The 13110-nt window shown below is 33.8% G+C and carries 14 protein-coding genes; 11 read left to right on the plus strand and 3 right to left on the minus strand.

Translation table 11 applies throughout. The features are described 5' to 3' along the window. The first annotated feature begins 21 nt into the window (after nucleotides 1–21). Genes VG895_01505 through VG895_01530 form a run of 6 tightly spaced genes read left to right on the plus strand, consistent with a single transcriptional unit; the run spans nucleotide 22 to nucleotide 4761 of the window. Nucleotides 22–663, plus strand: a complete 642-nt coding sequence (locus VG895_01505) for a hypothetical protein (GenBank protein HWA51713.1) — start codon at nucleotides 22–24, stop codon at nucleotides 661–663. A 1-nt stretch (nucleotide 664) separates the two neighbouring features. Further along, nucleotides 665–1054 (plus strand): TraR/DksA C4-type zinc finger protein, encoded by a 390-nt coding sequence (locus VG895_01510; GenBank protein HWA51714.1) that lies wholly within the window; start codon nucleotides 665–667, stop codon nucleotides 1052–1054. Then, nucleotides 1054–1755: an RluA family pseudouridine synthase gene (locus VG895_01515; GenBank protein HWA51715.1), complete on the plus strand. Its 702-nt coding sequence runs from the start codon at nucleotides 1054–1056 to the stop codon at nucleotides 1753–1755. Before VG895_01510 ends, VG895_01515 begins: the two co-directional genes overlap by 1 nt. Before the next feature lie 29 nt (nucleotides 1756–1784). Next, nucleotides 1785–2093: a hypothetical protein gene (locus VG895_01520; GenBank protein ID HWA51716.1), complete on the plus strand. Its 309-nt coding sequence runs from the start codon at nucleotides 1785–1787 to the stop codon at nucleotides 2091–2093. A 28-nt stretch (nucleotides 2094–2121) separates the two neighbouring features. Further along, the gene (locus tag VG895_01525) at nucleotides 2122–3807 is read left to right on the plus strand and encodes a cation:proton antiporter (GenBank protein HWA51717.1); all 1686 of its coding nucleotides are present in this window, start codon (nucleotides 2122–2124) and stop codon (nucleotides 3805–3807) included. Nucleotides 3808–3813: 6 nt separating this feature from the next. After that, nucleotides 3814–4761 (plus strand): hypothetical protein, encoded by a 948-nt coding sequence (locus VG895_01530; protein ID HWA51718.1) that lies wholly within the window; start codon nucleotides 3814–3816, stop codon nucleotides 4759–4761. Here the strand turns inward: VG895_01530 and VG895_01535 are convergent. Then, complete coding sequence (locus VG895_01535; protein ID HWA51719.1) at nucleotides 4745–5317, minus strand: tetratricopeptide repeat protein; 573 nt, start codon at nucleotides 5315–5317, stop codon at nucleotides 4745–4747. The genes VG895_01530 and VG895_01535 overlap by 17 nt on opposite strands. A gap of 67 nt (nucleotides 5318–5384) precedes the next feature. Here VG895_01535 and VG895_01540 point away from each other — a divergent pair, with 67 nt between their 5' ends. From VG895_01540 to VG895_01555, 4 genes are all read left to right on the plus strand, one after another. Further along, complete coding sequence (locus VG895_01540) at nucleotides 5385–6086, plus strand: YebC/PmpR family DNA-binding transcriptional regulator (protein ID HWA51720.1); 702 nt, start codon at nucleotides 5385–5387, stop codon at nucleotides 6084–6086. Further along, entirely contained in the window at nucleotides 6073–6852 is a 780-nt protein-coding gene (locus VG895_01545) for a hypothetical protein (protein HWA51721.1), read from the plus strand. The genes VG895_01540 and VG895_01545 overlap by 14 nt, the downstream gene beginning before the upstream one ends. Before the next feature lie 787 nt (nucleotides 6853–7639). Beyond that, nucleotides 7640–8575, plus strand: a complete 936-nt coding sequence (gene xerA, locus VG895_01550) for a site-specific tyrosine recombinase/integron integrase (GenBank protein ID HWA51722.1) — start codon at nucleotides 7640–7642, stop codon at nucleotides 8573–8575. Between the two features lie 29 nt (nucleotides 8576–8604). Next, nucleotides 8605–8907 carry a hypothetical protein gene (locus VG895_01555; protein HWA51723.1) on the plus strand — a complete coding sequence of 101 codons (303 nt, stop codon included), beginning with the start codon at nucleotides 8605–8607 and terminating at the stop codon, nucleotides 8905–8907. Here VG895_01555 and VG895_01560 read toward each other — a convergent pair. Continuing rightward, complete coding sequence (locus tag VG895_01560) at nucleotides 8885–9382, minus strand: hypothetical protein (GenBank protein ID HWA51724.1); 498 nt, start codon at nucleotides 9380–9382, stop codon at nucleotides 8885–8887. The genes VG895_01555 and VG895_01560 overlap by 23 nt on opposite strands. A 49-nt stretch (nucleotides 9383–9431) precedes the next feature. Here VG895_01560 and VG895_01565 point away from each other — a divergent pair, with 49 nt between their 5' ends. Continuing rightward, entirely contained in the window at nucleotides 9432–10445 is a 1014-nt protein-coding gene (locus VG895_01565) for a DnaJ domain-containing protein (protein ID HWA51725.1), read from the plus strand. 1 nt (nucleotide 10446) lies between these two features. On the opposite strand, the gene VG895_01570 is transcribed toward VG895_01565, so the two are convergent. Further along, a complete protein-coding gene (locus VG895_01570) occupies nucleotides 10447–13071 on the minus strand; it encodes a DNA gyrase subunit A (GenBank protein ID HWA51726.1) in 2625 nt (874 codons plus the stop codon). Nucleotides 13072–13110: the final 39 nt, after the last annotated feature.

The raw sequence follows: 13110 nt of genomic DNA on the forward strand, positions 1-13110 counted from the left end.
GATATAATTTGGTGAGTTTACATGTCAAACGTAAGTATTTTTATTAGCTTTCCTGTCGGAATTTTAGGCTTTTTATATTTTTTCTGGAAAAGCCTCAAAGAAGATTACACATCAGATCAGATCTTCTCTGGCGCGTTTATTGTAATTGGCTTTCTTCTTTTTGGTTTTATTTTAGGCTTTCTTGGAAGAAGCTTATCCATTAATGGTCTAAAAAATATTTTTAATTTTTCTGGTATATGGTTTTGGACTGCTGTTATTTTTTCATGTATCGGTTTTTGTGTTGCCTTTTATAAATTAAACTTGCGCCTATTTGAAACTCTTGAAGCTGTAACTCTTGGTTCTTTGTTTCTACTTTTTACTATTTTTATCGTGAATGCAGTGCTTACAAAAGATGTTTATCTTTTAATTTTTTCCCTTCTTACTGTTGCCCTGATTCCTTTTTTCTCTTTTTTGACCAAAAAATACAAATTATTTAATTGGTATAAATCTGGCAAGCTCGGCTTTGCTGGGCTTGTTTGTTTAGCTGCCTTTTTTCTTTTTAGGGTTGTGTTTGCATTAATAGATCCAATGATGCTATCCTTTGTAGGCAAATTTGATGCAATATTAAGTAGTATTACATCTTTTCTGTTTTTCATAGTGTTGTATAATTTGTCAGGGAGCTAAAATGGCAAAAACAAAAGTAACTAAAAAAGAAGAACCAATAAAATTTCCGTCGTCAGTCTTGCGCCCAGTACAGACTTTCTTGCAAGATCAATTGCATGTCTTAGATCGCCAAAAGAAAAATCTTAAAGAAGAAGATCCCTTTTCAAATCATGCAAGAGCAGATGATAATGCAGCACTGGACACTGAAGCAGAGGAGCAATTTGGCCATGCGACAACATCAGCTCTTCGTGAACAGATTGATAAAAAAAGAATTGAAATTCGTAAAGCTCTAACAAGAATTAAATTGGGTAAATACGGAATCTGCGAAAACTGTGGTAAGATGATTGACACAGATCGCTTGATGGTTTATCCGCAAGCTTCGCTTTGTGTATCCTGCGAAAAGAAAAAATAATGGACAATCCTCAAGTAATCTTCGAAGATGATTACATTCTCGCTCTAAATAAACCAGCTGGCTTTGTTGTAAACGATTCAAATACTATTTCAGATGCGCCAAGTCTCCAGGATTGGATTGATAAAAATTATGATTTTGAAATTGCCCACAATAAAATGTTACGAAACGGAATAGTACACAGATTAGATAAGCCAACTTCCGGAATTATTTTAGTTGCCAAAAATGAAAATATTTTTCATGAATTACAAAAAGAATTTTTTGATCGCGAAGTAAATAAGGTTTATGTTGCATTGGTTCATGGAGAAATGCAGGGCATTGGTGAAATTAATGCAAAAATTGGCAGACTTCCTTGGAAGAGAAGCAAATTTGGAGTAATTGATAATGGCCGCGATGCACTAACAAAATATAAAGTGGCACGAAGTGTCACCCTGAGCGAAGTCGAAGGGTCTAAAGAATATAGTTTGCTCGAATTATATCCAAAAACAGGCCGCACTCACCAATTAAGAGTTCACTTAAAACATATAGGGCATCCAATAGTGGGGGATTTTTTGTATGCAGGCAGAAAAGTTTCAAAAAAAGATTTACAAATTTTTGGCCGCTTAATGCTTCATGCCAAAGAAATTGAATTTATTCATCCAGTTACAAAAAAGAAAATAAAATTAGAAACCAATTTACCAAAAGAATTTGAAAAATTTTTGTAAATATCAAAACATGTATTATAATAATTAACATGGCAAGTCCTTTTATTGAACATGAGCTTCGTAATTCTGAACACACCATGGATATGGTAATTCATGAAATTAAGCAAAAATATGAAAATAGAATATTACCTCAAGAAACTGCAAAGTTAGATGCATTAAGATTAATGATGGCAATAGATTTATCAGCATATGGTGAACTTATGGAACCTTCGGTTGTTAGAGCAGTAGCTGGCGATTTTAAGGATTTAAAAGAGATTGTATTTCGTATTGGTTTGGGAAATGAAGAAGAAGGACTTCCACCAACACAATCAATTCTCAATTTAGCCAATTCTCTTTAAATCTCTTCTTTGCTACACTGAAAAATAAATGATTACCACATTATTTTTCATACTTCTCGCGGCTTTAATCGGTGGTCTTATTGCTAAAGCTCTAAAAATCCCTTCATTAGTTGGTTATATTTTAGCTGGAAGTATTGGTGGTTTAATTTTTTCTTTTGATAATTCAACTAGTCAAAATATTGCCCAGATTGGTGTTATTTTATTAATGTTTTCAGTTGGCCTCGAAATTTCTCTGGAAAAATTAATTAAAGTCGGAAAAATAGCTATTGTTGGCAGCATTTTGCAAATTATTATTGTTACTGCAATATTATTCTTTTGTCTTGTAACTTTTGCGAACATAGCTCCAGCTGCAAGTTTGGTTTTATCGCTTGCATTTTCAATGTCATCAACTGCTTTAATAGTAAAAATTCTTTCTGACCGCCAGGAAGAGGGGACAATTCATTATGAAATTCTTACCAGCTGGGCTTTAGTTCAAGATTTAGCAGTTATTCCAATAGTTGTTTTATTACCAACTTTGACTTTACAAAATAACTCCTGGGGAAGTGTTGCATTAAGTTCTCTGCTTACTACAGTTTTGATTTTAGGGTTGGTTTTATTGATTGGAAAATTAGTTGCTCCCTATCTTACCCATCTTGTAGCTAAAACCAACAATCGTGAATTTTTATTATTACTTGCAATTGTTTTAGCGCTTGGTGTTGCAAGTTTGGTAACTCTTTTTGGAATTTCTGCAAGCTTTGGCGCATTTTTGGCCGGAGTCGTTATTTCCAAAACTCAGGAGAATCATGCCATTTTTAGCGAAACCCGCCCACTTCGCGACATTTTTGTAACTTTATTTTTTGTATCGCTTGGGTTTTTAGTCTCTCCAATTTTTGTCTTTACACATTTTTTCACAATTTTAATTTTGACAGTCTTTATTATTTTTATAAAAGCGCTCGTTACTTTTTTATTAAATCTTTTATTTGGAGTTCGCGGCAAAACTGCGATCGCCGTTTCAATTGGAATTGCACAAGTAGGGGAATTTGCTTTTGTGTTGTTTTTGCTTGCCCAAGCGCTTGGAATTTTAGATTCAAATCTAACTCAAATTGCAATTTCAACAACGCTTGTCACTCTTCTTGTTTCCTCAGTTTTATTTAAAGAGCTTACTCCAATTTGGAATTTTATTAAAGAAAAAACTAAAAATAGTCCTATTCATAAATTTTTTGTAGGAGGAACAAGGCAAAGCGAAGATAATAAACCTGAATTAAAAGATCATATTATTCTTGCTGGTTTTGGCAGAATGGGGAAATGGATTGGAAAAGCTTTAAAAGAAATTGGAGTCGATTTTATTATTATTGATTACAATCATAAAGTAATTCATGAAGCAAAACTAAAAGGCGACAATGCGCTTTATGGTGATGCTTCCGTTCCAGAGATGCTTGAAGAAGCGCAGGTCAAGAATGCAAAAGCTGTCATAATTAGTATTCCTGATCCAGTTGCTCAGGAAGAAATTGTTGCATATTGTAAGAAAAATTATCCAGATTTAAAAATTATGGTTCGTGCGCATCTTGATAGTGATATTAAAAAATTACTTGATCTTAAAGTTCAAAAAGTTGTTCAGCCAGAATTTGAAGCAGCTATTTCAATTGTTAAAAGTATCTTGATTAACTCTGGTAGAAACAAAGAAGAGGTAAATAAAAAATTAAAATCACTTCGCCTTTCTCATGCTAATATGTAAGTTGCCATGCAGGACCTCCATCATCTTAAAACTTCCAAAAAGGCCATAGTCGAAGAACCGCCAAAAAAATCTCATTTAAAATTATTTTTTATCGTTTTTGCAATCCTTTTCACTATTGTTGCTATTTTTTATTTTTTGCTATCAGCTAATTCTTCTTGGGATGGCAAATCAAAAATTCTAGTTGCAAGCGAAGATTCTGCAGGAATTGTAACTATAACTGTTTTAGATCCAGGAACATCTTCAATCAGTTATTTGGTAGCTCCGGCAGAAGTTGAAGTAAATGCTGCAAATAATTTAGGGACATGGAAATTGGGAAGCATCTCAAAGTTGGGGAATGATAAAAATTTAGGAGGAATTTTTTTAAAAAATACTCTTATAAAGTCTTTTAATTTTCCAATTACAGATTGGTCTGGTCCTGATTTTATAAAATTAACAAATGGCAATATTTTATCTGAATTAAGTACCTTTTTTAAGCCAGACATTTCTAATTTATCTGTATTTGATAAATTACGCATGGCAAATTTTGCGATAGCAGTCAATGCAAATGGAAAAATCACGACCAGCCTTGAAGATACAAGTGAGCTTTCTCGCGCGAAATTAACAGACGGATCTTTGGGCTGGACAATTACAGATAACATTCCCACAAGTGTTGAATCTTTTTTGGTAGATACAAATTTAGCAAGTAAAAATCTAAATGTTTTGATAAACGATTACACTTCAACTTCAGTTGCATCGGGAATTGTCACAAAGACAGTTGAAGCTTTAGGTGCAAACGTTGCATCAATCCAAAATATGGATGTCAACAAATCGCTTGATTGCAAAATAACAGGGCAAACTCAGGCTGCAGTCGATAAAATTGCAAAAATTTTCTCATGTGACAAAAGCTATTCCAAAGCACCAAATAATTTTGACATTCAAATAGATATTGGGGAAATTTTTAGAAACCGTTTTTAAGTGCGCGCACAAATATTTTTACACTGCTTCGGTCAGCCGTTTTAACTGACGCTTCGTATTCGCCGCCAAGTTTAAATAAACTTATAAATTTCAAAGCAATATTATCAGGAAATCTCCCGATATATTTATCGTCAAAAGTAGCAACGCTTACTTTATGAAGGCTCGCATCAATTTTAACGGCGTCTCCGCAGCTTAGTTCCATAATTGTCTCTTTATCTCCCAAATTAGTTAAACTAACAATTTTTGTTCTTGCAGGTTCTTCTATAAAACTAATTTTTGCAATTTTATGATTAGTCCCGTTTCCTGGCTTGAAATTTTTCCATTTTTCAACACACTTTAAAGCAATTGTGTTATTCGCATCAATTTTCAATACTTTTTCGCTTAGTTCTGTAGCTTTTTTTATATTTCCGCTTTCAGCATAAGCTCTAGCAAGTCTATTCATTGCATCAATATCTTCTGGTCTGCTTTTTAAAATTTCTAAATTAAGAAGTGTAGCTTTTTCCCAGTCGCAACAAAGTGCTGCGCTTATGGCTTCATGGGCAAGATCTGATTCCATTTTTATGTTGTCAACTTGATTGAGTATAAATTGTCTATTATTTATGTCAAGAGTATAATAAGTAAAAATGTCAGGTCATTCTCATTACGCTACAACTAAACGTCAAAAAGAATTAAAAGATAACGCTCGTGGTCAAGTTTTCTCAAAACTTTCCCGAGCTATTACAATTGCAGCAAAAGGCGGAGCTGATCCAGATGCAAATTTCAAATTAAGAATCGCAATAGAAAAAGCGCGTGAAGCAAGTATGCCTAAAGAAAATATCGATCGTGCAATTTCTAAAGCAAGTAGTGGGGGAGAACTGGAAGAAGTTTTATATGAAGGTTTTGCTCCAGGAGGTGCTGCGGTTTTAGTTGAAGTAGCAACTGATAATAGAAATAGAACAAACGCAGAAATAAAAAATCTTTTTGAAAAAAATGGGGGAAAGATGGGAAATCCTGGTTCTGTTTCCTTTAACTTTGCTCCAAAGGGATTACTTGTAATTAAAAAAACTGCTTCAGATGATGACCTATTAAAATTAATTGATTTAGGAGCAGAGGATTTTGAAGATGTTGGTGAAGAATTGGAAATTTATGTCGAACCAAATAAATTAAATGAAATGCAAAAAAAGCTAACAGAAAATAGTTTTCAAGTAACCTCAGCAGAGTTGATGCAAAAGCCAATAAACTTCTCAGATGTTACACCGGATAAAAGTGCACAAGTAACACAATTTTTAGAGAATTTTGACAATCACGACGACGTCCAAAAAGTCTTCACAAATGCGAATTTCTAAGGAAGTAAGATTTATTATCACCTCAATTGTTTTGTCACTTGGATTTTTAGGTATTAATTTTGTTCCTGACCAATCCCGTCTCTTATCAATTTTCTTTTTGACTTTTGCAACAATCATTTTATTTGTTTTTTCTCTTTGGGAAGGGTTGGGGATTAATGAAAGTTTATTGTCGCTTATTTTGCCTCCGCTTTTTACTCTTGGAGTTGGTATTTTTTGGTTTTTAATCCCGACAAGCATATTTGCCAGGCTTCCTGTCGTTATTCTTTTTGGTTTAGGGATTTATGTATTATGTAGAACTGAAAATATTTTTACAGTTTCAATGCGAAAAACTATTCCGCTTTTTCGTGGTGCTCGTTCTGTTGGTTTTATCTTAACTTATGTAACAAGCTTTCTTTTATACAACGCTCTTATTTCTATTAAGGCAAATATTTTTATCACAGCCCTTGGTGTTGCTTTAATTTCAATGTTTCTTTTTCTTCAAGGCCTTTGGATAAGTTCGATAGAAATCAAAAATCTGAATTTAAATAAAATGTTTTTATACGCAGGAGTTTTTACCCTAGCTTTGACAGAAGTGGGGATTATACTTTATTTTTGGCCCGTAACTGTGGTTGTAGGCTCGGTTTTTCTTACAATTGGTATTTATGTCCTCTTGGGCCTAGGCCAGGCTGAGCTTGAAGATCGGCTTTTCAAATTAACAGTTCGAGATCATTTGATCGTAGGCGTAATCGTATTCTTTATTATGTTTTTAGCGACCCACTGGGGTTGAAGTAGAGGAGTGTAATTATACTGTTTAAGAAATATTATAGGTAATTATAGGACATATTTTCACACAAAGTAGAGAAGAGTTTTCATGAAATGATATAGTTTGTACATAGTTAAATATTTGTATTTAAACTCCTCTTGGAGAAGTGAGGTAAATTAATATCTAAAAATTATTTTAATTTTGCTTCATTATTTTGAGTAAGTATATATAAGCAATTGCGACACTAACCCGAACGATATGTGTTCAATTAAACATAGTCGTACAATAATACTTTTGCGACGTATTATATATACTATATAGAGAAGTGCTGTATTTATCATTTAAGTTTGCTTAGGCATCACAGTTATAATCATGATCATAAATTAATTTTTTCTTTAAATTCTCTCCAGTTTGAATCTCTAAAAATTTTTATATTTATCAGGCTTAATTAATCAATTAATCCCGATAATTTGGGAAACTATTTTTATCCCCATTGTTAATAAAGGATACTAATATCGTCCTTAAAATATGACAGGTCTTAAATCGCATTATATGAAGTCTCTTTTGAGCGAATTGTTTATCATCTATTATCTATAAAAGACTTTATTAAAGTTTGTTTGTATAGCTTAAATTTTTAAAATTTTAAATTTGTGAATATGTAAATATTAAACAATAAATTACAAAAAATAATTAATATATTTTGTAAAATAATTTTTGAATTTATATAAATAAACTAAATTTATTTTAATAATTTAAAAAATACTTTGTGTCGCACATTGACAAATATTTCACGTCGTGTTAATTTTACTTAATGCCTGCAGTTTTAGAAAAAATTGATCTTCCTAAAAAAATAGATCAATTTTTAGATTATCTCCAAATAGAAAAAGGCAGCTCTCCCCTAACCCTTCGCAATTATCGCCATTATTTGACTCGTTTTAATAATTGGATGGCTGGAACAACCTCAGATGAAATAACTTCAAGATTGATTTCTGATTATCGTTTATTTTTATCAAACTTTGCTGATCCAAAAGGCCACCATCTCACCAAGCGTACTCAAAGCTATCATATGATTGCGATGAGAAGTTTTTTAAAGTGGCTTATCAAAAACGATTATCAGGTATTAACTCCGGAAAAAATTGATTTACCAAAAGTCGAAGATCGCCAGGTAAAGTTTCTAAATGCCGAGCAAGTCGAAAGACTTTTAAATGCACCTTCTTTAAGTTCTATTCAAGGAAAACGTGATAAAGCAATTCTAGAAGTTTTATTTTCAACAGGTCTTCGCGTGAGTGAACTTATTAAATTAAATCGCGACAAAATAGATTTAGACCGCAGGGAATTTGGAATTATTGGCAAAGGCGGACATGCAAGAGTTGTCTTTTTAAGCCCCCGCGCTGCTGACTGGCTTGCGATTTATATCAAAGCTCGTGATGATATGTATAAGCCTTTATTCATTCATCACAAAGGCAAAAAAGATATAACTCTTCCTGATGAAAAAATGCGTTTAACTCCAAGAAGTGTTCAGCGAATTGTCAAAAAATATTCCCATAAAGTAAAACTTCCAGTTGAAGCAACACCGCACACATTAAGGCATAGTTTTGCAACCGATTTATTAATTGCAGGAGCTGATATGCGAAGTGTCCAGGAAATGCTCGGCCACAAAAATATTTCTACAACTCAAATCTATACTCATGTGACAAATAAACAAATGAAAGATGTCCACGAAGCTTTCCATGGAAAAAGTCATTGACAATAAAAGATATAATATATAATTAAGTTATGAAAACCAAGAAAATAATTCAACAACAAGTAATCTTCAATGAAGAATTTTGGAAAAATTTCGATCAACATTTAGATATAATGCTTGACAAGAAAATTGACGAAAAAGGCTTGATAACTCTAAAAAATATAAATCATTTACCGACCAAAGAAGAATTTTATGCAAAAGAAGATGAACTCTTAAGTGAACTAAAAACCGTTCGTGAAGAAATAACAACCTTAAGCGGTCTTCATCAAAAAATAAATTCTCATGAAGATCGAATTGAAAAGCTGGAAAAATTTACGAAGATAAAAACTCTTTAAATTCATCAAAATAAGGATAATCATGAGTACTTCCAGGCTTTTCAATTATTTTTATATTTGGATTAATCTCATTTAAAAATCTTCTGGTTTTTTCAAACTGCCCGTGTTCATCTTCGCTGTTTTGAAAAACTAAAATATCTTCAGCTTTTACATCAGCAAGAATTTTATAGAAGCTCAAATCATTTTCATCAATATCATTTACTGGCACGCCGCACATTATTATCTTCCCTACCACATCTTTATTTTTAGTCAGCATTCGCACTAAAACTAAAGTTCCAATAGACTTTGCAGCGATATTAACTTTTTCACTACTAATTTTCTCAATCAATCTTTCAGCTTCTTTTTGTGCATTAAATTTTACAATTGGTTCATTCCAATGCTGCCACTCAAATATCTCCCCGCCAACTTCTTTTGCGGCGTCAATTGCCCACTCTTTATTTTTTGTAGAATATCCAGGTAATACGAAAGTTTTCATTTCTAGGCAAATTCTAGCACAAATCCTCTATTTTTGATAAAATATACATATGAAAACAGCTTATGAGATTCTTGGCATACATAAAAATGCAGCAGCAGACGAAATACGCGAAGCATTTAGAAAAACTGCAAAAGAGTTGCACCCAGACTCTGACGAGGGAGATAAAGAAAAATTTCAAGCTCTAAATAATGCATATGAACAACTCGGCAAAGGCAGAACTGACGATAAGAATTTGGAAATACGAAGAAGATATGATGAGTCATTAATCTCGTTTAAGCCAAAAAATATTGAAGGACGCCAATCTCAAACACCTGCATCTAGTTGGCCACAAACAAACGATCTAAACGATTTTTTAGGGAGGCAAAATCCTTTTGGTTTTGGAAATACAGATTTCTTTGGTCAGCCAATTCAACAAAAACAAGATGAATTTAGACTTGCTGAAAATGATATTGCTTTGCTTGCAGGCTTAACAGAAGCTTATAAATCAAAAGAGCCAGGAACGTGGCTTATTAAAAAATCAGAAAAAGACACTAGGCAGTGGATGCCAAACATTGTCTGGAGTATTAAAAGAGAAGAAGATGGAAGAGTTTCAATATACAGGACAATCAAGGATTGGCGGCGATATTGGGAAAGAGATAATGAAATTGTTCTATACAAAAAGGACAAACCTTGGGAAAAAGATTTAGAAAACTCACTGTCAGCAAATGCTAGATTAAGTGAGGATTATATTTACGGTGCGGGCAGCCGCAGAATAGCAGGGCTAGGGGTTGATCACCCTTACGATGTGGGTGGGTATCTTAATGCAATGAGAAGTTTAGCAATTAAATTTGCAAAAGGTACTGATCAAAACAAAAACTATGATGTTTCTAAAGAAGTCGGTGTTTTAGATTTATATTCCAGAAACTCAAGCAAATTTAGATTTGAAAATGAAAAACCGATGCAATTTACTTTAGATGAACGAGAAGTTGTGAAAATAATCCCTTTTAATCAATTTTGGAAAGAATTTGAAACCGCTAAATCAAGAATCGAAAAGCCTAATTTCGGAAATCCCGAAAGAAAATAATTTATTCCTCTTCTTCCCCACTCTTACTTATTGTAGTAACTGCAGCAACACAATCTCCCTTTTTAGCAAATCTCATTAAAATTACTCCTTGAGTTGCTCTCCCCAATTCTGGAATATCTTTTAGAGAAAGTCTTACAACTTGCCCATGTTTACTTGTAATAATCACTTGAGAAATTTCATTTGTAACAAGCCTTGCTGTTGCCAGTTGTCCTGTTTTTGCTGTAACAACTACTGCTTTTACTCCGCTTCCTCCTCGTTTTTGAGTTGGGAATAAGTCAACCCTTGTTCGTTTCCCAAGTCCATTATCAGATACTGTCAAAATATGTCTAAAAATTTTGCGTCTTCCGTCTTCCACTTTTGCCTCGCGCATGGGGAATACTTCCATTCCAATTACTGCATCTCCTGCAGCAAGTTTCATTCCTCGCACTCCAGTTGTAGCTCTTCCCATGCTTCTTGCATTTGCTTCAGGAAACTTAATAGATTTTCCATTTTTAGTAAGCATCAAAATAAAATCTTCGCCGCTTGTTGCGTGAACTGATACTAGCTGATCATCTTTATCGAGTTTTATTGCAATAAGCCCATTGGTGCGCAAATTCGCAAATTCACTAACGGAAGTTTTCTTAATTACTCCTTTTGCTGTTGCCATAATTAAATGTTTTGCCGTTCCGTCAAGCGCAAGAATTGATCTAATTTGTTCTCCTTGCTCTAAATTAATTAAGTTCACAAGAGCTTGTCCTTTTGATTGTCTTGTTCCCTCCGTTATATCCCAGGCTTTAGTGCCAAAAACTCTTCCTTTGTCTGTGAAAAACAAAATCATGTCGTGAGTTGTCGCGCTAAGTAAATGATCAATTTCATCCTCTTCTTTCATTGCCATTCCGTTTACTCCCTTTCCTCCTCTGTGTTGTGATTTGAAAGAGCTTGAAGACAATCTTTTGATATAACCTGTTTTTGTAATTGTAATTAAAGTTTCTTCTTTGGCGATCAAGTCTTCCTCAGATATTTCTCCAATTTTTTGCTTATAAATTTTAGTTTTTCTTTTGTCTGCAAATTTTTCTTTAACTTCTCCTAATTCTTTTTCAATAATTCCCAAAATTTTCTTTGGATCTTTCAAAATCGCAGTTAACTTATCGATTAATTCCATCATTTCCTTGTATTCCTGTTCAATTTTTTCTCGCTCAAGAGCTGCAAGGCGACGGAGTTGCATATCAAGAATTGCAGTTGCTTGAATTTCGCTAAATCCAAATCTTTCCATCAAATTCTGTTTTGCTTCATCTTGAGTTTTGCTTTGTCGAATGATTTTTATTACTTCATCCAAGTTATCAAGAGCGATTTTAAGCCCTTCCAAAATATGAGCACGGCGCTTTGCAGAAGTTAATTCAAAAATAGTGCGACGAACAATTACTCTTTGTCTATGCCTTATATACTCAACTAAAATTTGTTTTAGGGTAACTGTGTATGGAGTCCCATCAACTAAGGCAACAAAGTTTGCTGGAAAAGTCGTTTGCAGTCTTGTGTATTTGTATAAATTATTTAAAACAGATTTTGGTTTTGCATCACGCTTAAGATCAGCAACAACTCGAAGCCCGTCTTTGTCAGATTCATCACGAAGCCCTGAAATTCCTACAATTCTTTTATTTTTAACCAAGTCTGCAATCTGCTCAACCAAGCTAGCTTTATTTACTTGATATGGAATTTCAGTAATAACTATCTGTGTTTTTCCTTTGGCGCCCTCCACAATATCAGCAATTCCTCGCACAACTATTCTTCCTCGGCCTGTTTCATAAACATCAACTAGGCTTTTTGCATCATATATTGCTCCGCCAGTTGGAAAATCCGGCCCTAAAATATATTCTGTAAGCTCAGCTGTAGTAATATCGCTATCAAACCCAAGGTGTTTAGGTCGAAGTTCTTCCTCAGTAAACTTTTCGTTTAAGTTTCCAGCCATCAAATTAATTTTATTTATAAAAAATTCAGCTTCTTTTTGATGCTCTTCTATGGCAACAGTCTGCTTTCCTTTCTTAATTGTTGCAATTACTCCGTCAATTACTTCGCTAAGATTATGAGTTGGAATTTTTGTTGCCATACCTACAGCAATTCCTTCAGAGCCCATCAACAAAAGATTTGGCAAAAGTGCTGGCAAAAAAGCCGGTTCTTTCATTGTCGCATCAAAATTATCTGTGAAATCGACTGTGTCTTTATCAATATCGGCAAGCATTGGCTCGGCAATCTTTGGAAGTTTGACCTCTGTGTACCTCATCGCAGCTGCCGGGTCGCCGTCGACGCTTCCAAAATTCCCCTGCCCGTCAACAAGCATATATCGCATAGAAAAATTCTGAGCCATACGAACCAAAGCATCATAAACTGCCATATCTCCGTGTGGATGATATTTACCTAAAACTTCTCCTACAACTGTTGCAGATTTACGATATCCGCTAGTTAATAAGCCCATATCATACATTGCATATAAAATTCTTCTATGAACTGGTTTAAGTCCGTCTCGAATATCAGGAAGTGCGCGAGCGACGATGACGCTCATCGCATAATCAAGGTAATTTTTCGAAAGCTCTTCTGTAATATCGACGTCGCGTATTTCTCCGATATTATTTTTTGAAGGTTCGTCTGGCATAAAAATAAGGCTAATTAGCCTTGAATAACTATACCCTAT

It is taken from the genome of Patescibacteria group bacterium (assembly GCA_035549555.1).
GTDB lineage: Bacteria > Patescibacteriota > Microgenomatia > UBA8517 > UBA8517 > Co84-156.

Bases quoted from the DNA above. Each gene is read 5' to 3' on its own strand.
- VG895_01505 (HWA51713.1), top strand. From the start codon at position 22: ATGTCAAACGTAAGTATTTTTATTAGCTTTCCTGTCGGAATTTTAGGC.
- VG895_01510 (HWA51714.1), top strand. From the start codon at position 665: ATGGCAAAAACAAAAGTAACTAAAAAAGAAGAACCAATAAAATTTCCG.
- VG895_01515 (HWA51715.1), top strand. From the start codon at position 1,054: ATGGACAATCCTCAAGTAATCTTCGAAGATGATTACATTCTCGCTCTA.
- VG895_01520 (HWA51716.1), top strand. From the start codon at position 1,785: ATGGCAAGTCCTTTTATTGAACATGAGCTTCGTAATTCTGAACACACC.
- VG895_01525 (HWA51717.1), top strand. From the start codon at position 2,122: ATGATTACCACATTATTTTTCATACTTCTCGCGGCTTTAATCGGTGGT.
- VG895_01530 (HWA51718.1), top strand. From the start codon at position 3,814: ATGCAGGACCTCCATCATCTTAAAACTTCCAAAAAGGCCATAGTCGAA.
- VG895_01535 (HWA51719.1), bottom strand. From the start codon at position 5,317: ATGGAATCAGATCTTGCCCATGAAGCCATAAGCGCAGCACTTTGTTGC.
- VG895_01540 (HWA51720.1), top strand. From the start codon at position 5,385: ATGTCAGGTCATTCTCATTACGCTACAACTAAACGTCAAAAAGAATTA.
- VG895_01545 (HWA51721.1), top strand. From the start codon at position 6,073: ATGCGAATTTCTAAGGAAGTAAGATTTATTATCACCTCAATTGTTTTG.
- xerA (HWA51722.1), top strand. From the start codon at position 7,640: ATGCCTGCAGTTTTAGAAAAAATTGATCTTCCTAAAAAAATAGATCAA.
- VG895_01555 (HWA51723.1), top strand. From the start codon at position 8,605: ATGAAAACCAAGAAAATAATTCAACAACAAGTAATCTTCAATGAAGAA.
- VG895_01560 (HWA51724.1), bottom strand. From the start codon at position 9,382: ATGAAAACTTTCGTATTACCTGGATATTCTACAAAAAATAAAGAGTGG.
- VG895_01565 (HWA51725.1), top strand. From the start codon at position 9,432: ATGAAAACAGCTTATGAGATTCTTGGCATACATAAAAATGCAGCAGCA.
- VG895_01570 (HWA51726.1), bottom strand. From the start codon at position 13,071: ATGCCAGACGAACCTTCAAAAAATAATATCGGAGAAATACGCGACGTC.